Raw genomic sequence first — 26,489 nt, 5'->3', positions numbered from 1 at the left:
GTGCCGCCGGGAGCGGTGCCGCCGGGAGCGGTGCCGCCGGGAGCGGTGCCGCCGGGAGCGGTGCCGCCGGGATCGCCGGCGCCTCGGCCGACGGCAGCGGGTCGCCCAGCGGGTCGCTCAACGGATCGGGCCGCTCACCGGGCCCGGAGGCGTCGCGGGCGTCCCGGCGCGCGGCGTACGCCGCGAGGTCCTCGGGCTTGTACAGCCGGTCGCTGGTGTTGTCGTCGTCGTGTCGCGAGCCGCCCGAGCTCCACGCTTCCTGCGACATCGATGCCCCCTTCGAGATGGCAGGACCGTCCTGCACGCACGTCCTTCCCCGAAATCGCTCGGGTCACACGCGTCAGTCGCGCAGGTGTCGGGCGCGGGCCAGCGTGAACAGCCCGAAGCAGGCCAGGCCGAGCCCGATCGCGGTCAGCAGCACCGGGCCGAAGGGCTGGGCGAGGACCTTGTAGAGCGCCTGGTCGAGACCACCTGACTTCTTCGCGTCGTGGGTGATCGCGGCGTAGACGAACAGCCCGCCGACGATCGCGAAGGCCACGCCGCGGGCCGCGCAGCCGATCTTCCCGAACCAGAGGTACGCCGTGCCGCTCGCCCCGCGGCGACCCTCCTGGGTGAGCATCTCCGCGTACTTGTCCGTCCAGGCCCGGTAGAGCTCGTAGATCCCGAACGCGATGATCGCCAGGCCGACCAGCCCGACCAGGACCTGGCCGGCGGGCACGTTCATCAGCTTCGCGGTCCAGGTGTCCTCGCCCTTGCCGGACGAGCCGGCTCCGACCGCGACCTTCACCCCGCTGAACCCGATCGCGACGTAGACGACCGCCTTGCCGGCGGCCGCCAGCCGCTTGCCGGCGCCGTCGTCGCCCAGCACGGCCTCCGCGGCCATCCAGAGCGCGAGCAGGAACATGCCCAGCGAGACCGCCCAGACCAGCACCTCGCCGAGCGGCTGCTGGGCGAGCTCGCGCAGCGCGCCGGTGCTCGACGGGTTGCCCGCCCGGTCGCCGAACGCCAGCTGGACCGCCAGCCAGGCGATCATCAGGTAGACGACGGCGTAGGCGACCAGCCCCGCGCGCCCGAGGTACTTCAGGCGGTCGTCACGAGAGGTCGGCGAGTGCCGACTCGATCGCTCGGTGGAAAGTGGGGTACGCATAGATCATCGACCTCAGGGTGGCGACGGGGACCTCCGCGTGGACGGCGAGGGCCAGGAGACCGAGGATCTCGCCGCCCGCGGGCCCCATGGCTGTCGCTCCGACCAGCACGCCGCGGTCGGCGTCCTCGACGACCTTGACCAGTCCGTGCCCGCCCGGGCCGTGCGTGAAACCGCGCGAGGACCTCGCCAGGTCCGTGGACCCGGTGCGCACCGACAGACCGGCGTCGCGCGCCTGCTGCTCGGTCATCCCGACCCCGCCGACCTCCGGGTCGGTGAACGTGACGTGCGGGACCGCGTGGTAGCGCGCCGGCTCCCCGCCCTGCCCCAGGATGTCGCGCAGGGCCACCGCCTGCTGGTACATCGACACGTGGGTGAACGCGCCGTGGCCGGTGACGTCGCCGATCGCCCAGAGCCTCTCGCCGGCGCGCAGCCACTCGTCGACCTCGAGGGTGCGCGCGTGCGGGTCGAGCCCCACCGTCTCCAGGCCGAGGTCGTCGAGGTTCGGGACCCGCCCGGCCGCGACCAGCACCTTGTCGGCGGTCAGCCGCTCGCCCGAGGCGAGCTCGAGGGTGAACGCGCCGTCGGCGTACGCCGCGTGCCGGAGCTCGGCATCGGTCAGGACCCGGATGCCCTCCTCGACGAACACCCGCTCCAGCAGCTCGCCGGCCTCGGGCTCGTTGACCGTCAGCAGCCGCGGGCCGTTCTGCACGACCGTGACCCGGACGCCGAACCGCGCGAAGACCTGCGCCAGCTCGACCCCGATCGGCCCGCCGCCGATGACCACCAGCGAGCCCGGCAGCTCGGTGAGGCGCACCGCGTCGCGGTTGGTCCAGTACGGCGTGTCCGCGAGCCCCTCGACCGGCGGCACGGCCGGACGGGTGCCGGGGTTGAGCACGACGCCGCGACGGGCGGCGTACTCGAGCGTCTCCCCCGCGGCGGTCTCGACGACCACCCGGCCGACCCCCGCCAGGCGGGCGACGCCGTGGTGGACGGTCGCCCCGGCCTTCTGGAGCCGCTCGACCGCGATGGTGTCGTCCCAGTGGGTCGTGGCGTCCTCGTCGATGCGGCGGGCGACCACCGACCACGCCGGGGTGATCGTGGCCTCGCCGGCGACCTGCGGCGCCCGGCGTACCTCCGCGACGGCGTCGCTGCCGCGCACCATCATCTTGGTCGGGATGCAGCCGTAGTACGGGCACTCGCCGCCGACGAGGTGCTTCTCGACGACCACGACCTCCAGCCCGGCGGAGGCGGCGCCGCTCGCGAGGGCCTCACCGCCGGGGCCGGTGCCGATGACGACGAGATCGACCTCGTGAGCGCTCATGCACCCACGATAGGGGTCAGACCAGCGAGGCCTTGTTGCGCACGATCGCGCCGAGGACGCCGTTCACGAAGTGCGGCGACTCGTCCGTGGAGAGCTCCTGGACCAGCGCCATCGCCTCGGAGACCGCCACCGCGTCCGGCACGTCGCCGGACCAGAGCAGCTCCCAGACGCCCAGCCGCAGCACGTTGCGGTCGACGGCGGGCATCCGCTCGAGGGTCCAGCCCTCGGAGTACGACGCGAGGACCTCGTCGATCCGCGCCCGGTGCTCCTCGACGCCGCGCACGAGCACGGTGGTGTACTCGTTGGTCGGGCCCTCGCCCTCGGCGACCGCGCGCTCGAGGGCGTCGACCGGCGACTCCCCGCGCAGCTCGGACGCGTAGAGGACGTCCAGCGCCCGCTTGCGGGCCTTGGAGCGGGCCGCCACTAGGACTTGACCCGGCCCAGGTAGGACGAGTCGCGGGTGTCGACCTTGACCTTCTCGCCCTGGTTGATGAACAGCGGGACCTGGATCTCGTGGCCGGTCTCCAGCGTGGCCGGCTTGGTGCGGCCGGTCGCGGAGTCGCCGGCCAGGCCCGGCTCGGTGAAGGTGATCACGAGCTCGACCGACGCCGGGAGCTCGATGAAGAGCACGCGCCCCTCGTTGGTCGCGATGATGACGTCCTGGTTCTCCAGGAGGAAGTTCTTCGCGTTGCCGACGATCTCCGGCGGGACCTCGAGCTGCTCGTAGCTCTGCACGTCCATGAAGACGTACGACGTGCCGTCGTTGTAGAGGTACTGCATCGTGCGGCGGTCGACGGTCGCGGTCTCGACCTTGGTGCCGGCGTTGAAGGTCTTGTCGACGGTCTTGTTGGACTCGACGTTCTTCAGCTTGGTCCGCACGAAGGCGGGGCCCTTGCCCGGCTTGACGTGCTGGAACTCGACGACGGACCAGAGCTGGCCGTCGAGGTTGAGAACCATGCCGTTCTTGAGGTCGTTCGTGGATGCCATGCGCGCGTGTCAGCCTTCGTACGTCGGGGTGGGGACCAGCGCACGAGTCTATCGGCCGGGGCCGCGCTGGACCGAATCAGGCGAGCTCCCACACCATCCGCACGGTCACCGCGGTGCGCTCCTTCCCGGCGCGGATCGGCACCCCCTTGAGTGCGGCGTCGTACATCATCCCGCGGGCCAGGTGCACCGCGGGCGTGGTCGGCAGTGGCTTGACGTGCACCTCGCGCAGCGTCAGCACGTCCCCGAGGGCCTGACCGGACGCGTCGGCGTACTGCTCCGCCTTCGCCCGCGCCTCGGCGACCGCGGCGTCGCGCGCCCTCGCGGTGGCGGCGTCCGGGTCGCCGACGAGCAGGCGGAGGTTCGAGACCCGGACGTCGTTGCCGCCCGCGGCGACCGCGGCGGCCACTGCCCGGCCGCCGGCCTTCAGGTCCTTGACCAGCACGCTCGCCCGCTGCGTGACGCGGTAGCCGCGGATCGTCGGCGGATCGTACGGGTGGTAGTCGTAGACCGGCGTCATGGACAGGCCCGTGGTCTGCACGTCGGACTTCGCCACGCCGTACTTCGCCACGGCCACCAGGACCCGGCCCATGGTCGCGCTCGCGGCGTCGAGGGCGTCCCCGAGGTCGGTGCGGGTCACGGTCACGCCGAGGCCGAACGACAGCTCGTCGGGCACGGCGGACGCGTCGCCGGTGCCGGTCATGGTCAGCACCCGCCGGGCTGTGGTGTCGCCCTGGTCGTCGGCGGCCCGCGCCGGCGTCCCGGGTCCCCCGCCGCTCCCGAGCAGGTAGGCGACCACCAGGGCCAGGGCGACCAGCGTCGCCAGCAGGATGCTCCGCACGCTCACCGTCACGTTCGCGTTCATGCCGGTCCGACGGCGGCATGGTCCGATCGGTTCCCCCTGCACCCCCTCTCCGGGTCATGTCGGTGGTCGTCCCGGCTCCGTACCGTCGGCAGATGGACACCCTCAAGCGCCAGTGGATCGGCATCACCCTCGGCCTGCTCGCCCTCTTCGTCGCGCTCGACGGGCCGGCCGTGGCCGCCGACTCCGCCCGGCAGGCCGCGAAGCTGATCACGAGCAAGCAGATCAAGGACGGCACGATCCAGACCAGGGACATCTCCCAGACCGCGCGCGACGCGCTGCGCGGCCAGCAGGGCCCCCAGGGCCCCCAGGGGCCGCAGGGCCCGCAGGGCCCGGCCGGCGCCCAGGGCGACACCGGCCCCGCCGGCCCCCCGGGGCCCCAGGGCGACCCCGGACCCGCCGGCTCGATCGCCGGCGCCCCCGCCGGTGGCGACCTGACCGGGAGCTACCCGGACCCGGACATCGGGCCGCGCGCGGTCGGCATCCCCGAGATCGCGATCGTCCCGGCGGTCCGGATCACCGGGTCGGCCACGTCGGTCTCGAACGACACCATCACCACGGTCAACTGGGGCTCCGGCCAGCAGTACGAGACCGTCGCGTCGATGTTCGACCCGGCCGAGGGCACCAGGCTGGTCGCCCCGGTGAGCGGGCTCTACCTCGCCGCCGCCTCCCTGGGCTTCAACCCCAACGCGACGGGCGTACGGACCGTCGCGATCGCGACCAACGGCAGCAACTCGAACCCGGCCTGCTTCGACCGCCGCGCCGCGGCGAGCGCCACGCTGGCGACGTTCGTGAACGCCACCTGCGTCGTAAAGCTCAACGCCGGCGAGTTCATCACCGCGACGGTCACCCAGACCTCCGGCGGCCCGCTCGGCTTCAGCGGGTTCGAGTCGGCGTCCCTGACCTGGCTCGGCAGCCTGTCCTGAGTCGAGTCAACCTCGCGCGAGGAGCTCCAGGGCGAGGCGGTAGCCGTCGACGCCGTGGCCGGCGACGACCTCGACGGCGAACGGGGTGACGACCGAGGTGTGGCGGAACTCCTCGGGGCGCTGCCGGGGGTCGGAGATGTGCACCTCCACCAGCGGCGCGGTGAGCTGGGCACAGGCGTCGTGGATCGCATACGAGTAGTGCGTCCACGCCGCGGCGTTGAGCACCACCGGGTTGCCGTCGTCGGCGGCGGCGTTCAGCCAGTCGAGCATCTCGCCCTCGTGGTTGGTCTGCCGCACCTCGACGTCCAGACCGAGTGCCTGCCCCCACTCGACGCACTGGTGCGCGAGCTCGGCATGGGTGGTGTGCCCGTAGATCTCCGGCTGGCGCCGCCCGAGCCGGCCCAGGTTCGGGCCGTTGAGGACCAGGACGCGGGTCACCGGCGACCGCCGATCGCGGCGTACGCGTCACGCAGGTCGGCGACCGACGGACCGGCCAGCACCGTGGGCACCGCGAGGTCGGCGAGCACCACGAAGCGCAGCTGCGAACCCCGCGACTTCTTGTCGACCTTCATCGCCCGGAGCAGGTCGTCGAACGCCGCCTTCGAGTACGTCGTCGGGAGCCCCACGCTCGCGAACGCCGACCGGTGCCGGTCGACGAGGTCGGGTGCGAGCGTGCCGGCGCGGGCGGCGAGCTCGGCGACGTACACGCACCCGATCGCGACCGCCTCGCCGTGCCGGATCCGGTAGTTCTCGGTGCGCTCGATGGCGTGCCCCATCGTGTGGCCGTAGTTCAGGACCTCCCGCCCCGGGTGGCTGCCGGTGCCGCCGGTCTCGCGGAGGTCGGCGGTCACGACGTCGACCTTCACGCCGACCGCGCGCTCCACCAGCTCGCGCAGCACCGGCGAGTCCGCGGTGAGGGTGTCCACGTCGTGGTCCTCCACCAGGTCGAGGATGACCGGGTCGGCGATGAACCCGCACTTGACGACCTCGCCGAGGCCGGCGACCAGCTCGGGGCGCGGCAGGGAGCGCAGCAGCGACAGGTCGCAGAGCACGCCGGCCGGCTCGTGGAAGGCGCCGACCAGGTTCTTGCCGCTGCGCGTGTTGATGCCGGTCTTGCCGCCCACCGCCGCGTCGACCATGGCGAGCAGGGTGGTCGGCACGTGCACGACCCGCACGCCGCGCAGCCAGGTGGCGGCCACGAACCCGCCCAGGTCGGTGGTCGCACCGCCGCCGAACGTGACGATCGCGTCGGAGCGGGTGAAGCCGGCGTCGCCGAGGGCCTCCCAGCACGACGCCGCGACGGCGGCCTTCTTCGCGCGCTCGCCGTCCGGGATCGGCAGCACCATGACGTCGTACGCCGCAGCGAGGGAGTCCAGCACCGGCCGGACCAGCTCGGCGAGCGCGTCCGAGAACACCACCGCGACCCGCTGCACGCTGACCCCGAGCATCTGCGGGAGCCGCTCGGAGAGGTCGTGGCCGACCACGACGTCGTACGGCGACTCGCCCTCGACCCGCAGCACGGTGTCCCGCACCCTTCTCGGCGTCACGAGGGCTCCCTCCTGGTCAGCGCTGCGACGATCTCCCCGGCGACATCCTCCGGGGTGCGCCCGTCGGTGTCCACGACCAGCGTCGCGACCGACTCGTAGACCGGCGTGCGCTCGTCGAGCAGGGTCTTGATCCGGCCGCGGACGTTACCGAGCAGCAGCGGCCGGCCGGTACCCAGCCCCACCCGCTTCACCGCGTCCGCCAGGCCGACGCGGAGGAACACCACGTCGTGGCCGGCGAGCAGCTCGCGCGTCCCGGGGTCGAGGACCGCCCCGCCGCCGAGCGTCAGGACGCCGTCGTGGCTCGCCAGCGCGTCCGCCACCGCGGCGCGCTCCAGGGCGCGGAACGCCTCCTCGCCGTCCTCGACGAAGATGTCCGAGATCGGTCGGCCGGCGGTCGCCTCGACGTCGTGGTCGGTGTCGCGCACGGCCGATCCCAGCCGTGCCGCCACCAGGCGGCCGACCGTCGTCTTGCCCGCGCCCATCGGGCCGATGAGCACGATCATCGGTAGCGCAGCGAGTCCAGGTAGGCCTGCGCGTTGCGGTGGGTCTCGGCCACCGAGTCGCCCCCGAACTTCTCCAGGACGGCGTCCGCGAGCACCAGCGCGACCATCGCCTCCGCGACGATGCCGGCGGCCGGTACGGCGCACACGTCGGACCGCTGGTGGTGCGCGACCGCCTCCTCGCCGGTGGTGACGTCCACGGTGCGCAGCGCACGGGGCACGGTGGCGATCGGCTTCATCGCGGCGCGCACGCGCAGGATCTCGCCGGTCGTCATGCCGCCCTCGGTGCCGCCGGACCGGCCGCTGACCCGGCGGATGCCGTCGGCGGTGGGGACGATCTCGTCGTGGGCCTGCGAGCCGGGGGTCGCGGCGAGCTCGAAGCCGTCGCCGACCTCGACCCCCTTGATGGCCTGGATGCCCATCAGAGCGCCGGCGAGCCGGGCGTCGAGCCGGCGGTCCCAGTGCACGTGCGAGCCGAGGCCCGGGGGCAGGCCGTGCACGACCACCTCGACGACGCCGCCGAGCGTGTCGCCGTCCTTGTGGGCCTGGTCGATGCGCGCGACCATCTGCGCGCTGGTGTCGGGGTCGAGGCAGCGGACCTCGTCCGCGTCGAGGCGGGCGACGTCGTCGGGATCGGGCCACAGGCCGCCGGGGGCGCGCACGCCACCGAGCTCGATCACGTGCGAGACGATCCGCGCGCCGACCGCCTGCTCGAGGAAGTTCGAGGCCACCCGTCCGAGCGCGACGCGCGCCGCGGTCTCGCGGGCGGACGCGCGCTCGAGGATCGGCCGGGCCTCCTCGAAGTCGTACTTCTGCATACCGACCAGGTCGGCGTGGCCGGGCCGGGGCCGGGTGAGCGGCGCGTTGCGGGCCAGGGCGTCCAGCTCGGCCCGGTCGACCGGGTCGGCGGACATCACCTTCTCCCACTTGGGCCACTCGGTGTTGCCGACCTCGATGGCGACCGGCCCGCCGATCGTCTCGCCGTGCCGGACGCCGCCGACCAGGGTGACCGCGTCCTGCTCGAACTTCATCCGGGCGCCGCGGCCGTAGCCGAGCCGCCGGCGCGCCAGCGCGTCCGCGATGTCGGCGGAGGTCACCCGGACGTGGGCGGGCAGCCCCTCGAGGATCGCGACCAGGGAGGGGCCGTGGGACTCGCCCGCGGTCAGCCAGCGCAGCATGGGCCCAGTCTTTCACGACCGGTCCGGTGCGGATTCACCCCGACCCCGGCACGAGACCGGACCAGAGGGGCTCGCCGAGCACCACCCCGGCGAGCGCGCCGGCGAGCAGGAACGGTCCGAACGGGTACGCCGCCTTGAGCACTCCCCGGTCGCGGCGGAACACCGCGAGCAGCAGGCCGGGGACCGCGAAGGCCAGGAACGCGCCGTACACCCCGACCAGCACCTCCGGCCAGCCCAGGTACGCCAGCGAGAACCCCAGCACCGCCGAGAGCCGGACGTCGCCGAACCCCATGCCGGGCGGGTGGATCCACCACAGCGCGTAGAAGAACGCGAAGACGGCGGCGGCGCCGATCCACGCGCGCACGAGCGCGTCCGGGTCCCGCTCGAGCCAGGCGCTCAGGCAGCCGAGCGCGGCGACCACGCCGAACGTCGGCCACACGACGGCGGTGGGCAGCAGGCGGGTGCGGAGGTCCACGACCGCGAGCGCCACCCCGACGGGCACCAGCGGCAGCAGGAAGAGCAGCGGCCACGCCAGGCCGACGCCGAGGCCGACCAGCCCGCCGGCGACCAGGCAGGTCCCCGCCGCGACGGTCGGCAGGGTGCGCCCCGCGGCGATCGCGGCGTACGTCGTCTTGCCGGGATCGGGCTCCGCGGGCTCGGGGATCCGGCGGACCAGCGCCGGCACCAGCAGCCCCGCCGCACTGCAGCCGACCGCGCCGAGCGCGACCGCCGCCGGCTCGACGCTCACCCCGCGGCCCGCCGGGCGGCGAGCTCCCGCTCCCCGGCCGCGCGCATCGCCGCGAGCGGTCCGGGCCGGCCGGTGAACAGCTCGAACTGCAGCACCGCCTGGTGCACGAGCAGGTCGAGGCCACGCACGAGAACGCGGTCGCCGGTGACCGACGCGGCCAGCGGGGTCGGCCACGGGTCGTAGACCACCTCGAACACCACCGGCGCCGCCGCGCAGCGGGCGACCAGGCCGGCGTCCTGCGCCGACGCGGGCACCGTCGAGACGACGACCTCGCCGACCACCTCGCCCCCGGCCAGCGGCCGCACCTCGACGTGCGGGCCCGAGGGGTGCGCGGCGATGGCCGCGGCGGTCTCGGCCGCGCGCTCCGGCGACCGGGCGAGCAGCCGCACCGACGTGGCGCCGAGCTCGCACAGCGCGAGCCCGGTCGACGCCGCCGTCGCGCCCCCGCCGAGCACGGTGCCGGTGGCGACCGGGCCGTCGTACCGCTCGCGCACCGCTGCGACCGCCCCCGGCAGGTCGGTGTTGTCGGCGAGCGCGACCGTGCCGCCGTCGAGGACGAGCGTGTTGACGGCGCCCGACAGCCGGGCCCGGTCGGTGACCTGCGGGGCGACCTCGAGCGCGCGCCGCTTGAGCGGCATCGTCAGGGACAGGCCGCGCCACTGCGCGTCGAGCCCGGCGAGGAACGGCGCGAGGTCGTCCTCGCCCACCCGGACCGCGTCATAGGTCCAGTCGAGCCCGACGGCGGCGTACCCGGCGCGGTGCAGCACCGGCGACAGCGAGTGGGCGATCGGGTCCCCCAGGACCGCACACCTCAACAGGCGCCGCCCGACTCGTTCGCGCAGTAGTCGGCCAGCTCCTGCTTGTACCGGAGGAACTCGTCGTACGTCTCCGCGAACTTCGTCTCACCGGTCTTCAGGTTGACGGTCACGTAGTAGTACCAGCCGCCGTCCGCCGGGTGCGTGGCCGCCGCGATCGCGTCGTCGCCGGGCGCCTCGATCGGGGTCGGCGGCAGCCCGGTGTTCTTGTAGGTGTTGTACGGCGAGTCCAGCTCGAGGTCCGCGGTCGTCGGGACCGCGCCGAGCTTGTTGCCGGCGGCGTAGTTCACGGTGGAGTCGATCTGGAGGAGCCCGTTGGTCTCGGTGCCCTCGAGCCGGTTGTAGATGACCCGGGCGATCTTCGGCATGTCGTCGCCGCGGCCCTCGGACTGCACGAGGCTGGCGATCGTCATCAGCTCCGCGGGCGAGTAGCCGAGCTCGGCGGCCCGGCCCTCGAGGTCGGCGTCGTCCGCCGCCTGCTGCCAGCGGGTCACCATCGCGGCGAGCATCGACTTCGGCGTCGCGTCGGGCCCGAAGTCGTAGGTCGCCGGGAAGAGGTACCCCTCCGGGTTGCCGCCCGCGTAGTCGGGCAGGCCGAGCTGGTCCGGCTTCTGGAGGACCTTCTCGAAGTCCGACTTCTTGTAGTCGGTCTCCTTGGCGAGGATCGCGACGATGTCGACGACCCGGAGGCCCTCCGGGACCGTGACGGTGCTCTTCACCATGTTCGCGGGGTCGACGAGCACCGCGACGGCGTCCTCGGCCGCCATCTCCTTCTTCAGCGGGAAGTAGCCCGCCTGGAGGTTCGACCAGTCCGGGCTGCCGTTCGCGGCCTCGATGAAGGCGTCGACGGAGGCGACCACGCCCTGCTCCTTCAGGCGGCGCCCGATCGACGCGGCGGAGTCGCCGCTGACGACCTGGAAGGTGACCTTGCCGTGCCCGGGGCCGTCGTAGTCGGCGGCCGACGAGAACTGCTCACCGACCTTGTCGATGCCCCAGGTGACCACGAAGTAGAAGCCGCCGACGATCACGGCCAGCGCCACCAGGACGGCCAGGCAGCCCGGCACGCTGCGCCGCTTCCTCGCCCCGCGGCGGGCGCCGCCCGGAGCGTGCGACTCCTCGGTCTCGGTCGCGGCCGGGCCGAGCACGCCGTCGTACTCGGTGTCGTGCTCGTCGGTCATCAGGTCTCCTCGACCATCTCGCCGGGCGGGTTTCCGGTGCCGCGTTCGGTGTCGAGCGCATGCTGGAGGATGAGCACGGCCGCGGCCTGGTCGACCACGGCGCGCCGCTTCCCCCCTGTGCGGCCCTGGTCGCGCAGCATAGCCTCCGCGGACACGGTGGTCATCCGCTCGTCGACCAGCCGCACCGGGATCGGCGCGACCCGGCGGGCCAGCGCGGAGGCGAACTCGCGCACCTTCGCGGCCGCCGGACCCTCCCGTCCCGAGAGCGAGCGCGGCAGCCCGACGACGACCTCGACGGCCTCCTCCTCGGCGGCGATGGCCGCGATCCGGGCCAGGTCGCCCTTGCCGCGCCGCACGGTCTCGACCGGCGTGGCGAGGAACCCGGACGGGTCGCTCCGCGCGACCCCGATCCGGGCGTCCCCGGGGTCGATGCCGAGCCGTACGCCGTGGCGCATCACCCGGCGGCGACCCGCCCGACCTCGGCGGCGACGAGCGCCAGCGCCTCGTCGATGCGGGACGTGTCCGTGCCGCCGCCCTGGGCGACGTCGTCCTTGCCGCCGCCCTTGCCGCCCACGAACGGGCCGATCGCGCGGACCAGCGCGTTCGCGCTCAGGCCGCGGGCGCGCGCCTCGTCGTTCAGCGCGGCGACCACCGACACCTTGCCGTCGGCGGCACCGATGACCACCACCACGCCCGGCTCGCCCTGGGGCAGCCGCCCGCGGACGTCGAGCGCGAGCGTGCGGACGTCCCCGCCGCCCGCGCCGTCGACGCGGTGCGCGACCAGGTTGACCGGGCCGACCTTCGCGGCGCCGGCCGCGAGCTCGCCGCCGGCCGCGAGCAGCTGCTGGAGCCGGACCTTCTCGATCTCCTTCTCGGCCGCCCGGAGCTTCTCGACGATGTCGTTGACGCGCTCGGGGAGCTGCTCGGGGCGCACCTTGAGCGTGTCGGACAGCTGGTTGACGAGCACGTGCTCGCGGGCGAGGAACCGGTAGGCGTCGCTGCCGACGAGCGCCTCGACGCGGCGCACCCCGGAGCCGATCGACGACTCGCCCAGCAGCTTGATCACGCCCAGCTTGCCCGAGCTGCCCGCGTGCGTGCCGCCGCACAGCTCGCGGGCCCACTCGCCGACCGACACGACCCGGACCCGGTCGCCGTACTTCTCGCCGAACAGCGCCATCGCGCCGGAGGCCACGGCCTCCTTCTGGGTCATGATCTCGGCGTGCACGGCGAGGTCGTCGAGCACCACGTCGTTCACCCGCGCCTCGACGTCGGCCATCACCGACGCGGGTACGGACCCGGTCGCCGAGAAGTCGAACCGGAACCGGCCGGGCGAGTTCTCCGAGCCGGCCTGGGTCGCGGTCTCGCCGAGCGCCTCGCGGAACGCCTTGTGCACCATGTGCGTCGCGGTGTGCGAGCGGGAGATCGAACGGCGCCGCTCGACGTCGACCAGGGCGTGCGCGGACAGGCCGGGCGTCACCTCGCCCTCCAGCACGCGGACGTGGTGGGCGATCACGCCGGTGACCGGGGACTGCACGTCGAGCACCTCGAGGCGCGCACCGTTCTCGAGCTCGATGACGCCCTGGTCGGCGAGCTGACCGCCGCCCTCGGCGTAGAACGGCGTCCGGTCCAGGACGACCTCCACCAGCTCGCCGGGCCCGGCCGCCCGGACCACGCCGCCCGCGGCGACGATGCCGCGCACGGCGCCCTCGTCGGTCACGGTGTCGTAGCCGGTGAACTCCACCGGACGGCCCATCGCGTCCGCGACCTCGCGGTACGCCGAGGCGTCGCGGTGCTGGCCCTTCTTCGCCTTCGCGTCGTCCTTGGCCCGCTGCCGCTGCTCGTTCATCAGCCGGCGGAACCCGGCCTCGTCGACGCTGAGACCCTGCTCGTTCGCCATCTCGAGCGTGAGATCGATCGGGAAGCCGTAGGTGTCGTGCAGCGCGAACGCCTGGTCGCCGGCCAGCTGGGTGCCGCCGGTCTTCTTCACCGCCGCGGTCGCCTGGTCGAAGATCGTGGTGCCGGCGCGCAGGGTCTGGCGGAAGGCGTGCTCCTCAGCGAACGCGACGGTCGAGATCCGCTCCCAGTCCTGGTGCAGCTGGGTGTAGGTCTCCCCCATCTTGTCGCGGCTGACCGGGAGCAGCTCGGGCAGCGCCGGGTCGTCGTACCCGAGCAGCCGCATCGAGCGGACCGCGCGGCGCAGCAGGCGGCGCAGGACGTAGCCGCGGCCCTCGTTGCCGGGCGTGACACCGTCCGCGATCAGCATCATCGAGCTGCGGACGTGGTCGGCGATGACGCGGAACCGGACGTCGTCGTCGTGGGTGGCGCCGTACCGGCGGCCGGTCAGGTCCTGGGCCTTCTCGATGACCGGGAACATCACGTCGATCTCGTACATGTTGGGCTTGTCCTGGAGCAGGAACGCGACCCGCTCGAGGCCCATGCCGGTGTCGATGTTCTTCTTCGGCAGCGGGCCGGCGATGTCGAAGTCCTCCTTGGACCGCACCGCGGACAGCTCGTCCTGCATGAAGACGAGGTTCCAGATCTCGAGGAGCCGGTCCTCGAGCTGGACCGGCATGTCCGGACCGAGCCTGCTCGGGTCGAAGTCCGGGCCGTAGGCGGGACCACGGTCGACGAGGATCTCCGAGCACGGTCCCCCGGGTCCGGGCACGCCCATCGACCAGTAGTTCTCCTTCCGGCCGAGCCGGAGGATGCGCTCGTCGGGCAGGCCGGTGACCTTCCGCCACAGGGCGAGCGCCTCGTCGTCACCGTCGAGGATCGAGGGGTAGAGAAGGCTCTCGTCCAGGCCGAAGCCGCCGTCGGCGATCGGCTTGGTGACCAGCTCCCAGGCGTACTCGATCGCGCCTTCCTTGAAGTAGTCGCCGAACGAGAAGTTGCCGCACATCTCGAAGAACGTGCCGTGCCGGGTGGTCTTGCCGACGTCCTCGATGTCGGGCGTGCGCACGCACTTCTGCACGCTGGTCGCGCGACGGTACGGCGGGGTCTCCTGGCCGAGGAAGTAGGGCTTGAACGGCACCATGCCGGCGTTGACGAACAGCAGGTTCGGGTCGTCGAGCAGCAGCGAGGCGGACGGCACCGGCGTGTGGCCGTGCGACTCGAAGTGAGCCACGAACCTCCGGCGAATCTCCGCGGTGTCCATCAGTTGCTGCCTTCCTGCGTTGTCGGGGGCGGGACCGCCTTGTGGCGGCCACCCGTGAGCTCGGGGGTTCCATGAGGCACGAGCCCCAGCCGCTCGCGCAACTCCGATTCCTTCTCGGCCCGGCCCTGCGCGACCTCGTCGCGGACCATCCGCGCGCCCAGCCCGAGCGCGCCGACGCGGTCCTTGAGCCCGTCGACCGTGAGCGCCTCGGCCGCGCGCCGGCCCCGGGCCATCACGTAGACGGCGGTACCGGCCCCGGCGACGAACCAGAGCCCGCGCCTCATGCGGCCGAGCCTTCTCCGTCGAGCGTGGCGCGGCGGCGCGCCTCCCACTCCCGGCGCGCCTCCCGGGTGTCCGCCCTGCGCTGCTTGCGCGCCCGCTTGACCTCGCGCCGCATCTCGAAGCGAATCCGGTTGCGCGTCTCCGGGTCGAGCGCCCGGCGTACGCCGTGGGCCAGCGAGGCCGCCTTGACCACGGTCTCGCGCAGCACCAGGTCGGCGAACAGGGCACCGCCGACCCGCGGCGCGGGCTCGGGCGCGGCGGGCTCGGGGTCGCCCAGGTTGGTGATGACGAACTCGGTGGCGGCCGCCGTCCGCGGCGGCGGGAGCACCACCCGGCGCTCCAGCTCCTCGAGCTGGGCCCTGAGCGAGGCGGTCTCGGCCCGGGACGCCGCGAGCTCGTGGTCGGTGCGGGCCCGGGCGCGCAGCAGCGCGCTCCCGAGTCCCAGCGCGACCAGCGCCAGCACCCCGGTCGCCGCGGGCACGATCCAGTCCTGCATGGTCACCGACCCTATCGCGGGGGCGTTGGTCGGGCCTGTCGAGACCCCGGAGGCGTGCGCTCGACCGACTCCGGGTCGGCGCTCACGTCACTGGGTCTCGACACGCCGGTCGCGGCGTCGTTCCTCAGCCGCGCGGCTCGCTCGACCACCATCGGCGGGTCCGCTCACGTCACCGGGTCTCGACACGCCGGTCGCGGCTTCGTTCCTCAGCCGCGCGGCTCGCTCGACCACCATCGGCGGGTCCGCTCACGCGTCCCCGCCACGGATCAGCCGGCGGACCCGCTCCCAGCGCTCCTTGATCGCGGCCTCGGCGCCGAGCGAGGTGGGCTGGTAGTACTCCCGGTCGAGGACGACGTCGGGGGCGTACTGCTGCTCGGCGATGCCGAACGGCTCGTCGTGGCTGTACTTGTACGTCGCGCCGTGGCCGATCTTCTTCGCACCCGCGTAGTGGGCGTCGCGCAGGTGCGGTGGCACCTGGCCGATCTTCCCGGCCCGGACGTCGGCGAGCGCGGCGCCGATCGCGGTGGTGACGGCGTTGGACTTCGGCGCGACCGCGAGCGCGATCGTGGCGTGGGCGAGCGTCAGCTGGGCCTCGGGCATGCCGATCAGCTGCACGGTCTGCGCCGCGGCGACCGCGGTCGGGAGCGCGGTCGGGTCGGCCAGCCCGACGTCCTCGGACGCCAGGATCATCAACCGCCGGGCGATGAACCGCGGGTCCTCCCCCGCCTCGATCATCCGGGCCAGGTAGTGCAGCGCCGCGTCGGCGTCGGAGCCCCGCACCGACTTGATGAACGCGCTGACCACGTCGTAGTGCTGGTCGCCCTGCCGGTCGTAGCGCACCGCGGCGCGGTCCACGGCCGTCTCCGCCGTCGCCAGGTCGACGGTGTCGAGCCCCTGCGCGGTCGCCGCTCCCGCGGCCGCCTCCAGGTAGGTCAGCGAACGGCGGGCGTCGCCGCCGGCCAGCCGGACCAGGTGCTCGAGCGCGTCCTCGTCGACCGCGACCGCGCCGGCCAGGCCACGCTCGTCCACGATCGCCTGGTCGAGGACCGCGCGCACGTCCGCGTCGGTCAGCGACTCCAGCCGGAGCAGCAGGCTGCGGGAGAGCAGCGGGGAGATCACGCTGAAGAAGGGGTTCTCCGTCGTGGCGGCGATCAGCGTGACCCAGCGGTTCTCGACGCCGGGCAGCAGCGCGTCCTGCTGGGCCTTGCTGAAGCGGTGCACCTCGTCGACGAACAGCACCGTCTCCCGGCCGGTCGCGACCAGCTCGGCCCGCGCGCCGTCGATCGCGGCGCGCACCTCCTTGACGCCGGCCGACACCGCCGACACCTCGACGAACCGCCGGTCGGTCTGCTGGCTGACGATCGCCGCGATGGTGGTCTTGCCGGTGCCGGGCGGACCCCAGAGCAGCAGCGACATCGGCTGGTCGCCCTCGACCAGCCGCCGCAGCGGCGATCCCGGCGCGCGCAGCTGCTCCTGGCCGACCAGCTCGTCGAGGGTCCGCGGTCGCATGCGGACGGCGAGCGGCGCCGACGCGTGCGTGTTCGCGTTCAGCGAGCCGCCCCCGGTCCGCCCACCTGTCGGTGCCGCGGAGCCGGGGGCGTCGAAGAGTCCGTCGTCCACGCTCAGAGCGTAGGGCTCATGCAGAAGCCATCGTCCGGCGCTCCAGGTCGAACCACGTGTCCGCGTAGCCTGGCTCGTTGCCGACCTCGGCGCTCGGCGTCGCACCCGGGTTCGGGGTACCGGTGTCGTCGACGCCGAGCAGCGACGCCGTCACCGGCCGGTCCGGGTGGTGGCCCAGCTCGCCGGCGAAGTGGCAGGCGACCTTGTGGCGCTTGCCGACCTGGAGCAGCGGCGGCTCGACCCGGGCGCAGATCTCCTGGGCCAGCGGGCAGCGGGTGCGGAACCGGCAGCCGGACGGCGGGTTGATCGGGCTCGGGACGTCGCCCTGGAGCCGGATCCGCTCGCGCCGGCCGCCGACCGCGGCCTGCTTGACGTCGGGAACGGCGGAGAGGAGCGCCTGGGTGTACGGGTGGTTCGGCCGGTTGTAGAGCGTCTCCCGGTCCGCGACCTCGACGATCTTGCCGAGGTACATGACCGCGACCTCCGGGCAGAAGTGCCGGACCACGGCCAGGTCGTGCGCGACGAACAGGAACGCGATGCCGAACTCCTTCTGGACGTCCTGGAGCAGGTTGATCACCTGCGCCTGGATCGACACGTCCAGCGCCGAGACCGGCTCGTCGGCCACGAGCACCTTGGGCTGCAGCGTGAGCGCGCGGGCGATGCCGATGCGCTGGCGCTGGCCGCCCGAGAACTCGTGCGGGTACCGGTTGTAGTGCTCCGGGTTCAGGCCGACGATCTCCAGCAGCTCCTGCACGCGCGGGATGATCTTGTTTCGCGGCACCACGTTGTGGATCGCGAGCGGCGCGCCGACGATCGACCCGACCGTGTGCCGCGGGTTCAGCGACGTGTACGGATCCTGGAAGATCATCTGGATCTCGCGCCGCAGCGGCTTCAGGCCGTGCGCGGAGGTCTTCGTGATGTCCTTGCCGTCGAACACGATCGAGCCGCCGGTGGGCTCGTACAGGCGGGTGATCAGCCGACCGGTGGTCGACTTGCCGCAGCCGGACTCACCGACCAGGCCGAGCGAGCCGCCCGCGGGCAGCTGGAACGACACGCCGTCGACGGCCTGCACGTGACCGATGGTCCGGCGGATGATCCCCGCCGACTTCACCGGGAAGTACATCCGCAGGTCGCGGACCTCCAGGATCGCCTCCGCGTCGGCCTGCGCGACCGACGGCGTGTGGGCCGTCTCGACCCCGACGTACGACGCGGCGTCGTCGGTCCGGTCCGCGCCGTCGAGGAAGGGGTCGTCGTTCGGCATCGCCGCCGTGACGTGCAGCTGCTCGTCGTCGGCCGGTTCCCCGAAGCCCATCGGGCGCTTCTCGCTCATCGCTCCTCCACCAGGTCCGGCGCGATCTCCGGCAGGACCTCTCTCTCGAACACGACATCGGGGTTGGTGATGTGGCACCGCTTGAGGTGGCCCTCGGTGCGGGTGCCCGGCACCAGCTCCGGCAGCACCGTGCTGCACAGGTCCCCTTCGACCTTGTCCTTGTGCTGGCACCGCGGGTGGAAGGGGCACCCGCTCGGCGGGCTGAGGAGGCTCGGCGGGTTGCCCGGGATCGGCACCAGCGCGGCGTTGGTGTCGCCGGACACGTCCGGCACGCTCGAGAGCAGACCCCAGGTGTAGGGCATCTCCGGGTGCGTGAGGATCTCCTTGGTGGTGCCGTACTCGACGGCCCGCCCGGCGTACATCACCAGCACGTCGTCGGCCATCTCGGCGACGACCCCCAGGTCGTGGGTGATGATGATGACGCCCGACTCGAACTCGCGCTGCAGGTCCTGGAGCAGGTCCAGGATCTGCGCCTGGACGGTCACGTCGAGCGCCGTGGTCGGCTCGTCGGCGATCAGCAGGCCGGGGTTGTTGATCAGCCCCATCGCGATCATCGCGCGCTGGCGCATGCCGCCCGAGAACTGGTGCGGGTAGTCGTCGACGCGACGGTCCGGCTGCGGGATGCCGACCCGGTCGAGCATCTCGACGGCGCGGGCCTTGGCGACCTTCCTGCTGACGTCGTGGTGGACCCGGTAGGCCTCGCCGATCTGGTTGCCGACCGTGTAGTACGGGTGCATCGCCGAGAGCGGGTCCTGGAAGATCATCGCGACGTCCTTGCCCCGGCGGCGACGCATCTCCTCGTCGCTGACCTTGAGCAGGTCGACACCGTCCAGGAGGATCTCGCCGCTGACCTGCGCGGTCGTGTTGCGGTGCAGGCCGAGGATCGCGGAGCTCGACACGGACTTGCCGGAGCCGGACTCACCCACGATGCCGAGGGTCTTGCCCTTGGCGAGGTCGAAGGAGAGCCCGTCCGTCGCCTTGACGACGCCGTCGACCGTCGGGAAGTGGACCTTCAGGTCACGGACCGAAAGAAAGCTGGACAAGTTCCCCCCTCAGCCGACGCGGACGCGCGGGTCGATGACGGCGTACAGCACGTCGACGATGATGTTGGCGACGATCACGAAGCTGCCCAGCAGGAGCACCAGTCCGATGATCGTCGGCAGGTCGTAGGTCAGGTTCGCCTCGACCGCCAGCTTGCCGAGCCCATTGTAGTTGAACACCGTCTCGGTGATGATCGCGCCACCCATGAGGCCGGCGAAGTCCAGGCCGATGAGCGTGACCAGCGGGGTCAGCGCGGCGCGCATGCTGTGCTTGATCAGGACGCGGCGGTTCTTGAGGCCCTTGGCCCGCGCGGTCCGGATGTAGTCCTCGGTCATCGACTCGAGCACGAACGCACGGGTCATCCGGACGTAGCCGGCCATGTACAGCAGCGCCAGGGTCAGGCCGGGGAGCAGCAGGCCCTGCAGCCACAGGCCGGGTCCGCCCTCCGCGATCGGCGTGTACGCCGGTGGCGGCACCAGCTGCCACTTGATGGCCACGAACTTGAGCAGGAAGATGCCGATGAAGAACGCGGGGAACGCGTAGAAGACGAGCGAGGCGGCGACGATGCCGCGGTCCACGATCGATCCCTTGCGCACCGCCGCGATGGTGCCGAATATGACGCCACCCGTGACCCACATGACCAGGGCCGCCAGGGCCAGCGACAGCGAGACCGGGAAGGCCTCCTTGATCTCCTCGTTGACGGTGGTGGAGTTCACGACCGAGTAGCCGAGGCACGGGGCGGGACAGTCGGTCACCAGCTGGGGAGCCGCTGCGCGCAGCTCGGCGTCGTCGGGGTACTGACGCCCGGCGACGACTCCCTTGAGGAAGTCCGTCCACTGCTCGACGACCGGCTTGCTGTAGCCGAGCGCCTTGTTGGTCTGCTTGATCTGGGCGGGCGAGCAGTTCTTGCCGCACGCGTACCGACCGGGGTCGACGGGCGAGGCGAAGAACAGCACGAACGTCACCAGGCTCATCACCAGGAGCAGGATCACGCCGATGAACAAGCGACGGATGACGTAGGCGAACATGGGTGGGACCACCTCGGGGACGATTCACTTCGGGTACGCAGGCCGGGCCGGCAGGTCGTGCTGGCACCAGCATGCACCCTGGACGGAGGTGAGGGTGAGGACCCCTCGACGAGGTCCTCACCCCCGGGCGTCGGGCGGCCGCCTGAGAGGCGACCGCCCGACGCGGTGTGCTACCGGTGTTGCGGGTGCTGAGTGGTCAGCTCTCCACGCCGATGGCGCCGAGGTCGGGGTAACCGTTCGACGCCGGAGTCGTCGTGTAGTTGGTGACCTTCGAGCCGTGCAGCATGTAGAACTTCGTGATGCTCAGCGGGATGTAGGCGACGTCCTGACCGAGCAGCTCGTCCGCCTGCTGGAGGGCGGCCGTCTGCGCGTCCAGGTCGGACGCGTTGGCGGCCTCGTCGACCAGCTTGTTGAACTCGTCGCTGTCGTAGGCGCCGTAGTCCTGCCCGTCGGAGGCGGCGGTCAGGTTCGGACGGCTGTCGAACAGCGGCGGCGTCACGGTGATGGCGGACGGCCAGTCGGCACCCCAGCCGCCCCACATGACGTCGGAGTCCTTGTCCGGCTTCTGGATGACGGTGTAGTAGGTGTCACCGAGCCCGTCGAGGGTCACGTCGAAGCCGGCCTGGTCCCAGGTCTCCTTCAGCGCGGCCGCCCACTTGTCGGCGGTCTCCGAGGTCGGGTAGGTGAACTTGATCTTCACCGGCATCGAGACGCCGGCGTCCTGGAGGATCTTCTTGGCCGCCTCCGGGTCACCGGAGTTGGAGCCCGAGAACGCCGGGTTCTCCTGGTAGCCGACCACGGCCGGGCTGACGATCGACTCGGCCGGGGAGCCGGCCTTGTCGCCACCGAGGGCGACGTTGTAGGCGTCGGAGTTCGTCGAGACGGCCAGCGCCTGGCGGACCGCCGGGTCCTTCATGACCGGGCTACGGAAGTTCGGAACCAGGTAGTAGACGTAGGGCGAGTCCACCAGGACGGAGCGGTCCGCGATCGGGCCCTCGATCTGGCTGTAGTACGCCGGCGGCACCGAGGTACCGGTGATCGCGTTCGGGTCGGTGTCGGCGATCAGGCGGTCGTACTGGTTCTCCGGGGTGAGACCGATCTGGAACTCGATGGTCTCCGGCAGGGCCTTGCGGAGCTCCGGCGAGTCGGTGGACTCGTCGTAGTTCTCGTTGCGGACCAGCGTGCCGCCCTTGTTCTTGTTCCAGGCGCCGTCCAGGCGGTACGGGCCGTTGGAGAAGATCTGGTAGTTGGACTTGTCGCCCTGGTCCTTGTCCTGGCGGTACGGGTCCATCATGTGCAGACCCGCGATCGCCAGCGGGAAGTCCGGCCACGGCTTGTTGAAGTGGTACGTGATCGTGTTGCCGTCACACGTGACCGCCTTGTCGAACAGGTCCTGGCCCTTGCCCGTGTACGGACCGGTGTAGGCCGGCAGACCGGTCTTCGGGTCGGTCGGGATGTCCAGGTAGCTGAGGATGTAGTTCGGGCCGCCGGTGATCACGTCGGTCGCGAACGCACGCGAGGCGCCGTACTTGAAGTCGTCGCAGGTGACGGGCTGGCCGTCCTCCCACTTCACGCCGTCCTTGACGGTGAAGGACCAGGTCTTGCCGCCCTCGGTCGAGGTGCCCGTGTCGGTCGCGAGGTCCGCCACCGGCGTGTTCGCCACCTCGGGGTCGTTGGAGATCGGGAAGGCCACCAGGGTGCGGTAGACGGTCCGGCTCAGGTTGGTGATGTCGCGACCGACGTACACGCGCTGCGGGTCGAGGTGCTCGATCGGCGTGTAGAGGTAGTAGAGGAGGTCGCCGCCCTTGGCCTCGGACGTGGGCTCGCTGGTGCCGTTCCCCGAGCCGTTGCCCGAGCTGCCGCCGCCACAGGCGGCGAGACCGGCAGCAAGCGCGACAGCAGCCGTGGCCGCGAACACCCGCTTTCGATACTTGAACATTACTTCTCCTTGAGTGTGTGACGCGCCTGGAGCGGCGGCACATTCGACGACTCGGTGTCGCCGAAGACTGGTGGATTCACTGGGGGGACGAGGAGGCGGTCAACGCGCGGCCCTGGGGTCGAGCGCGTCGCGGATCCCGTCGCCCAGCAGGTTGAAGCTGACCACGATGATCATGATCAGGAAGGCCGGGGCGAAGAAGAACAGGAAGTCGGCGCTCGAGTAGTTGATCGAGCTCCGCAGCACGTTGCCCAGCGTCGGCGTCGGCGGGTGGATGCCGACACCGAGGTAGCTCAGCGCCGCCTCGGCCGAGACGTAGACCGGCATGGTCAACGTGAAGGTGACCAGCAGGGGCGCCCACAGGTTCGGCAGGATCTCCTTGAAGTAGATCCGCCGGCGCGGCGCGCCGAGCAGCACCGCGGCGTCGACGAACTCGCGCTCGCGGACCGACAGCACCTGGCCCCGCATGATGCGGGCGATACCGGGCCAGCCGAACATGCCGAGGACGAGGACGACGTAGACGCCGTTCGGGATGTCACTGGAGGCGTCGCCGGGGAGGTACTGGGCCAGCAACGCCACGCCCATGCTGGACAGCGCCAGCAGCATCAGGGTCTGGGGGAACGACAGGGTCAGGTCGATCGAGCGGCCGATGATCGCGTCGAGCCAGCCGCCGGTGAAGCCGGCGATGATGCCGAGCACCGTGCCGACGCCGATCGCGATGATCGTCGCCGAGATCGCGATCGCGAGCGAGAAGGTGATGCCGTACCAGACCCGCGAGAGGACGTCCCGGCCGGTGCCCGGCTCGACGCCGAGCGGGTGGTCCCAGCTGACGCCGCCGAACTTGCCGATCGGCAGGCCGCCGCTGTTCCCGTCGATCAGGTCGCTGTTGAAGCTCGTCGGGTCGAGCACCCCGAACTTCACCAGGAACGGAGCGGCGAGCGCGGCCATGAAGTAGAGGGCGACGACGACGAAGGCGATCATCGACAGCTTGTCGCGACGGAACCGGCCGATCGCGAGCTTGGTCGGCGACTGGCCGGCGATCTTGCTGAGATCTCCCCCGGGGCCCGCGGTGGGGTCGGGAAGCTGCTCACTCTCCAGGTTCGAAGCCTGAACGGACATGGCACCTCTGTCGTGTCGGATGTGCGTGGTCGTCGGTTCCGTAGTGCCGGATCACGGACAGCCGGAGGGCCGGCGACCGGTGCGACTCTATGTGACGCCCACGCATCATCGGGTCATCTGCTTGTAACGATCTGGTCTCGACGCTGACTTGTTACATCTTCGCCGGATCACCCCTCGGACGGCACGTCCTTCGCCGGCACGGCGTCCACCCCGGCCTCCTTGCGCTGCTCGGGCGTGATCGGCGCAGGAGCTCCGGTGAGCGGGTCGAAACCGCCACCGGACTTCGGGAACGCGATCACGTCGCGGATCGAGTCGCTACCGGCGAGCAGCGCGACGATCCGGTCCCAGCCGAACGCGATGCCGCCGTGCGGCGGCGCGCCGTACTTGAACGCCTCGAGGAGGAACCCGAACTTCTCCTCCGCCTCCGCCTCGTCGATCCCCATCACGGCGAACACCCGCTTCTGGACGTCCTCGCGGTGGATACGGATGGAGCCGCCGCCGATCTCGTTGCCGTTGCACACGATGTCGTAGGCCCACGCGAGCGCGCTGCCGGGGTCCCGGTCGAACCCCTCCACGTCCTGCGGCGCGGTGAACGCGTGGTGGACGGCGGTCCAGGCGCTGTAGCCGAGGGCCACGTCGCCGGACGCGGTCGCGTCGGCGGTCGGCTCGAACAGCGGCGCGTCCACGATCCACACGAACGCCCACGCGTCCTCGTCGATGAGACCGCAGCGCCGGCCGATCTCGAGGCGCGCGGCGCCGAGCAGCCCGCGGCTGGCCTTGACCGGTCCGGCGGCGAAGAAGATGGCGTCGCCGGGCTGCGCGCCGACGTGGGCGGCCAGGCCGGCGCGCTCCTCGTCGGAGATGTTCTTGGCGACCGGGCCGGTCAGCTCGCCGTCCTCCTGCACCAGCGCGTACGCGAGGCCCTTGGCGCCCCGCTGCTTGGCCCAGTCCTGCCAGGCGTCCAGCTGCTTGCGGGGCTGGCCGGCGCCCCCGGGCATCACCACGGCGCCGACGTACGGCGCCTGGAAGACCCGGAACGGGGTGTCGGCGAAGAACGCCGTGCAGTCGACCAGCTCCTGGCCCATCCGCAGCTCCGGCTTGTCGGAGCCGAAGCGGGCCATGGCGTCGGCGTAGGTCATCCGCGGGATCGGGGTGGAGATCTCGTGGCCGACCAGCCGCCACAGGGCGACCAGGATCTCCTCGGAGACCGCGATGACGTCGTCCTGGTCGACGAAGCTCATCTCGATGTCGAGCTGGGTGAACTCCGGCTGGCGGTCGGCACGGAAGTCCTCGTCGCGGTAGCAGCGCGCGATCTGGAAGTAGCGCTCCATCCCGGCGACCATCAGCAGCTGCTTGAACAGCTGCGGGCTCTGCGGCAGGGCGTACCAGCTGCCCGGCTGGAGCCGGGCCGGCACCAGGAAGTCGCGAGCGCCCTCGGGGGTGGAGCGGGTCAGCGTCGGCGTCTCCACCTCGACGAACCGGTGACCGTCGAGGACGTCGCGCGCGGCCTTGTTCACCTGGCTGCGCAGGCGGAGCGCGGCGTTCGGTCCGGGGCGGCGCAGGTCGAGGTAGCGGTGCCGGAGCCGCGCCTCCTCGCCCACCTCCACGTGCTCGTCGATCGGGAACGGCAGCGGTGCCGCGGCGCTGAGCACCTCCAGGTCGGAGACGATGACCTCGACCTCGCCGGTCGGCAGGTTCGGGTTGGCGTTGCCCTCCGGGCGCTTGCTCACCTCGCCCGTGACCTTGATGCAGTACTCGCTGCGCAGCGCGTGCGCGACCTCCTCGTCGCGGACCACCACCTGGACGACCCCGCTGGCCTCGCGCAGGTCGAGGAAGGCCACGCCGCCGTGGTCGCGCCGACGGGCCACCCACCCCGCGAGGGTGACGGTCTGGCCGACGTGCTCGGCGCGGAGGGCGCCGGCGTCCTGGGTGCGGATCACTGCTCTGTCTCCTTCATCGTGACCTGCGGTCGCAGGTCCTCGGCGGGCGGGGTCCAGGTGGCGGGGTCCGCCGCCACCTGCTCCCCCGACCGGATGTCCTTGACCTCGCTCTGGTCGGGGAACCACACGTACGGGATCCCCCGGCGCTCGGCGTACCGGATCTGCTTGCCGAACTTCTGCGGGCTCGCCGCGACCTCGCACGGGATGCCGCGGGCCCGGAGCGCGGTCGCCACGGCGTCGCTGCCCGGACGGCTCTCCTCGTCGGCCAGCGCGACCAGCACCACGCTCGGCACCTTGCGGTCGGAGCTCAGCAGGCCCCGGCTCATCAGCGGCACCAGCGATCGGCTGATGCCGAACGAGATGCCCACGCCCGGGTAGGTGCTGCGGCCGTCGGAGGCGAGCGCGTCGTACCGTCCTCCCCCGCCGACGGACTTCAGGAACTCGAAGCCGACCATGTAGATCTCGAAGACCGTGCCGGTGTAGTAGTCCAGGCCCCGAGCCAGGCTCAGGCTGGCCTCGACCTCGAACCGGTCGCTGCGCACGCTCGCGCAGCCGTCGATGACCGCGGCGAGCTCCGCGAGCCCCGTGTCGAGCAGGTCGTGCTCCACCCGCAGCTCCCGGACCCGCTCCACGAACGACGTGTCGGTGGTGCTGATCCGCGCGAGCGCGAGGCACTGCTGGACCTGCTCGTCGCCGAGGCCGGCGTCGGTGCCCAGCAGCGTCGCGACGGCGTCCTCGGGCAGCTTGTCGAGCTTGTCGATGATCGTGATCACCGCCTGCGGGTCCTCGGCCCCGATGCCGCGGTAGAACCCCTCGATCAGCTTGCGGTTGTTGACCCGCAGCCGCAGCGGCGGCAGCGGCAGCCCGGACAGCGCCTCGGCCATCACGCGCGCGACCTCGACGTCGAAGTGGAAGGGCAGCTCGTCCTTCATCACCACGTCGATGTCGGCCTGGGTGAACTCCCGGTAGCGGCCCTCCTGGGGACGCTCGCCGCGCCAGGCCTTCTGGATCTGGAACCGGCGGAACGGGAACTCCAGCTTGCCGGCGTTCTCCAGCACGTAGCGGGCGAACGGGACGGTCAGGTCGAAGTGCAGGCCCATGCCGGAGTCGGCTGCGGCCTCGGTCTCCTGCAGCCGCCGGAGGACGTAGACCTCCTTGGAGGTCTCGCCCTTGCGCAGCAGCTGGTCCATCGGCTCCACGGCGCGGGTCTCGATGCCCGCGAAGCCGTGCAGCTCGAAGGTACGCCGGAGCGTGTCGATCACCTGCTGCTCGACGAAGCGCTGCTCGGGCAGCAGCTCGGGGAACCCGCTGAGCGGGGTCGGCTTGTTGCTCATCTG

At 72.0% G+C, this 26,489-nt stretch carries 25 protein-coding genes and 1 pseudogene; 1 reads left to right on the top strand and 25 read right to left on the bottom strand.

The genetic code is table 11. The features are described from left to right. The 6 genes and pseudogenes from ABD086_RS12030 to ABD086_RS12005 form a co-directional block, all read right to left on the bottom strand. Nucleotides 1–268, bottom strand: a pseudogene (locus ABD086_RS12030) (hypothetical protein); the annotation flags it as partial. Nucleotides 269–340: 72 nt separating this feature from the next. Further along, on the bottom strand, nt 341–1,147 hold the full coding sequence (locus tag ABD086_RS12025) for a DUF1206 domain-containing protein (RefSeq protein WP_343907768.1): 807 nt from the start codon (nt 1,145–1,147) through the stop codon (nt 341–343). Then, complete coding sequence (locus tag ABD086_RS12020; RefSeq protein WP_343907767.1) at nt 1,092–2,468, bottom strand: dihydrolipoyl dehydrogenase family protein; 1,377 nt, start codon at nt 2,466–2,468, stop codon at nt 1,092–1,094. Before ABD086_RS12020 ends, ABD086_RS12025 begins: the two co-directional genes overlap by 56 nt. Before the next feature lie 16 nt (nt 2,469–2,484). Further along, complete coding sequence (nusB, locus tag ABD086_RS12015; protein WP_343907766.1) at nt 2,485–2,892, bottom strand: transcription antitermination factor NusB; 408 nt, start codon at nt 2,890–2,892, stop codon at nt 2,485–2,487. Then, a complete protein-coding gene (gene efp, locus ABD086_RS12010; RefSeq protein WP_343907765.1) occupies nt 2,892–3,455 on the bottom strand; it encodes an elongation factor P in 564 nt (187 codons plus the stop codon). Before efp ends, nusB begins: the two co-directional genes overlap by 1 nt. Before the next feature lie 76 nt (nt 3,456–3,531). Next, a complete protein-coding gene (locus ABD086_RS12005) occupies nt 3,532–4,317 on the bottom strand; it encodes an SIMPL domain-containing protein (RefSeq protein WP_343907764.1) in 786 nt (261 codons plus the stop codon). 92 nt (nt 4,318–4,409) lie between these two features. On the opposite strand from ABD086_RS12005, the gene ABD086_RS12000 reads away from it, so the two are divergent. Further along, nucleotides 4,410–5,240, top strand: a complete 831-nt coding sequence (locus tag ABD086_RS12000) for a hypothetical protein (protein ID WP_343907763.1) — start codon at nt 4,410–4,412, stop codon at nt 5,238–5,240. Between the two features lie 6 nt (nt 5,241–5,246). Here the strand turns inward: ABD086_RS12000 and ABD086_RS11995 are convergent, their stop codons facing one another. From ABD086_RS11995 to hisS, 19 genes are all read right to left on the bottom strand, one after another. Further along, nucleotides 5,247–5,678: a type II 3-dehydroquinate dehydratase gene (locus tag ABD086_RS11995; protein WP_343907762.1), complete on the bottom strand. Its 432-nt coding sequence runs from the start codon at nt 5,676–5,678 to the stop codon at nt 5,247–5,249. Further along, the gene (gene aroB / locus ABD086_RS11990; protein ID WP_343907827.1) at nt 5,675–6,772 is read right to left on the bottom strand and encodes a 3-dehydroquinate synthase; all 1,098 of its coding nucleotides are present in this window, start codon (nt 6,770–6,772) and stop codon (nt 5,675–5,677) included. Before aroB ends, ABD086_RS11995 begins: the two co-directional genes overlap by 4 nt. A gap of 11 nt (nt 6,773–6,783) precedes the next feature. Beyond that, on the bottom strand, nt 6,784–7,290 hold the full coding sequence (locus ABD086_RS11985) for a shikimate kinase (RefSeq protein ID WP_343907761.1): 507 nt from the start codon (nt 7,288–7,290) through the stop codon (nt 6,784–6,786). Further along, on the bottom strand, nt 7,287–8,465 hold the full coding sequence (gene aroC / locus ABD086_RS11980) for a chorismate synthase (protein WP_343907760.1): 1,179 nt from the start codon (nt 8,463–8,465) through the stop codon (nt 7,287–7,289). The genes ABD086_RS11985 and aroC overlap by 4 nt, the downstream gene beginning before the upstream one ends. Before the next feature lie 34 nt (nt 8,466–8,499). Then, nucleotides 8,500–9,213: a prepilin peptidase gene (locus ABD086_RS11975; protein WP_343907759.1), complete on the bottom strand. Its 714-nt coding sequence runs from the start codon at nt 9,211–9,213 to the stop codon at nt 8,500–8,502. Then, the gene (locus tag ABD086_RS11970) at nt 9,210–10,028 is read right to left on the bottom strand and encodes a shikimate dehydrogenase (RefSeq protein WP_343907758.1); all 819 of its coding nucleotides are present in this window, start codon (nt 10,026–10,028) and stop codon (nt 9,210–9,212) included. The genes ABD086_RS11975 and ABD086_RS11970 overlap by 4 nt, the downstream gene beginning before the upstream one ends. Continuing rightward, a complete protein-coding gene (gene mltG, locus ABD086_RS11965; RefSeq protein WP_343907757.1) occupies nt 10,025–11,206 on the bottom strand; it encodes an endolytic transglycosylase MltG in 1,182 nt (393 codons plus the stop codon). Before mltG ends, ABD086_RS11970 begins: the two co-directional genes overlap by 4 nt. Further along, the gene (gene ruvX / locus ABD086_RS11960) at nt 11,206–11,661 is read right to left on the bottom strand and encodes a Holliday junction resolvase RuvX (protein ID WP_343907756.1); all 456 of its coding nucleotides are present in this window, start codon (nt 11,659–11,661) and stop codon (nt 11,206–11,208) included. Before ruvX ends, mltG begins: the two co-directional genes overlap by 1 nt. Then, complete coding sequence (gene alaS, locus ABD086_RS11955) at nt 11,661–14,360, bottom strand: alanine--tRNA ligase (protein WP_343907755.1); 2,700 nt, start codon at nt 14,358–14,360, stop codon at nt 11,661–11,663. The genes ruvX and alaS overlap by 1 nt, the downstream gene beginning before the upstream one ends. Continuing rightward, nucleotides 14,360–14,644 (bottom strand): DUF6167 family protein, encoded by a 285-nt coding sequence (locus tag ABD086_RS11950; protein WP_343907754.1) that lies wholly within the window; start codon nt 14,642–14,644, stop codon nt 14,360–14,362. The genes alaS and ABD086_RS11950 overlap by 1 nt, the downstream gene beginning before the upstream one ends. Beyond that, nucleotides 14,641–15,138, bottom strand: a complete 498-nt coding sequence (locus ABD086_RS11945) for a hypothetical protein (protein ID WP_343907753.1) — start codon at nt 15,136–15,138, stop codon at nt 14,641–14,643. The genes ABD086_RS11950 and ABD086_RS11945 overlap by 4 nt, the downstream gene beginning before the upstream one ends. A 246-nt stretch (nt 15,139–15,384) precedes the next feature. After that, nucleotides 15,385–16,758, bottom strand: coding sequence for a replication-associated recombination protein A (locus ABD086_RS11940; RefSeq protein WP_343907752.1), 1,374 nt, complete (start codon nt 16,756–16,758; stop codon nt 15,385–15,387). Nucleotides 16,759–16,774: 16 nt separating this feature from the next. Then, a complete protein-coding gene (locus tag ABD086_RS11935) occupies nt 16,775–18,088 on the bottom strand; it encodes an ABC transporter ATP-binding protein (protein ID WP_343907751.1) in 1,314 nt (437 codons plus the stop codon). Next, nucleotides 18,085–19,131: an ABC transporter ATP-binding protein gene (locus tag ABD086_RS11930; protein ID WP_343907750.1), complete on the bottom strand. Its 1,047-nt coding sequence runs from the start codon at nt 19,129–19,131 to the stop codon at nt 18,085–18,087. The genes ABD086_RS11935 and ABD086_RS11930 overlap by 4 nt, the downstream gene beginning before the upstream one ends. Nucleotides 19,132–19,140: 9 nt before the next feature. Further along, nucleotides 19,141–20,157: an ABC transporter permease gene (locus ABD086_RS11925; RefSeq protein WP_343907749.1), complete on the bottom strand. Its 1,017-nt coding sequence runs from the start codon at nt 20,155–20,157 to the stop codon at nt 19,141–19,143. 196 nt (nt 20,158–20,353) lie between these two features. Continuing rightward, nucleotides 20,354–22,096 (bottom strand): ABC transporter substrate-binding protein, encoded by a 1,743-nt coding sequence (locus ABD086_RS11920; protein ID WP_343907748.1) that lies wholly within the window; start codon nt 22,094–22,096, stop codon nt 20,354–20,356. 99 nt (nt 22,097–22,195) lie between these two features. Beyond that, a complete protein-coding gene (locus ABD086_RS11915; RefSeq protein ID WP_343907747.1) occupies nt 22,196–23,212 on the bottom strand; it encodes an ABC transporter permease in 1,017 nt (338 codons plus the stop codon). Between the two features lie 167 nt (nt 23,213–23,379). Next, on the bottom strand, nt 23,380–25,152 hold the full coding sequence (aspS, locus tag ABD086_RS11910) for an aspartate--tRNA ligase (RefSeq protein WP_343907746.1): 1,773 nt from the start codon (nt 25,150–25,152) through the stop codon (nt 23,380–23,382). After that, a complete protein-coding gene (gene hisS / locus ABD086_RS11905) occupies nt 25,149–26,486 on the bottom strand; it encodes a histidine--tRNA ligase (RefSeq protein WP_343907745.1) in 1,338 nt (445 codons plus the stop codon). Before hisS ends, aspS begins: the two co-directional genes overlap by 4 nt. Between the last annotated feature and the right edge of the window lie 3 nt (nt 26,487–26,489).

This window comes from Nocardioides aquiterrae (assembly GCF_039526625.1).
Lineage (GTDB): Bacteria > Actinomycetota > Actinomycetes > Propionibacteriales > Nocardioidaceae > Nocardioides > Nocardioides aquiterrae.
The sequence above is the reverse complement of the archived record's forward strand: the minus strand, read 5'-3'. Positions and strand labels throughout refer to the sequence as shown.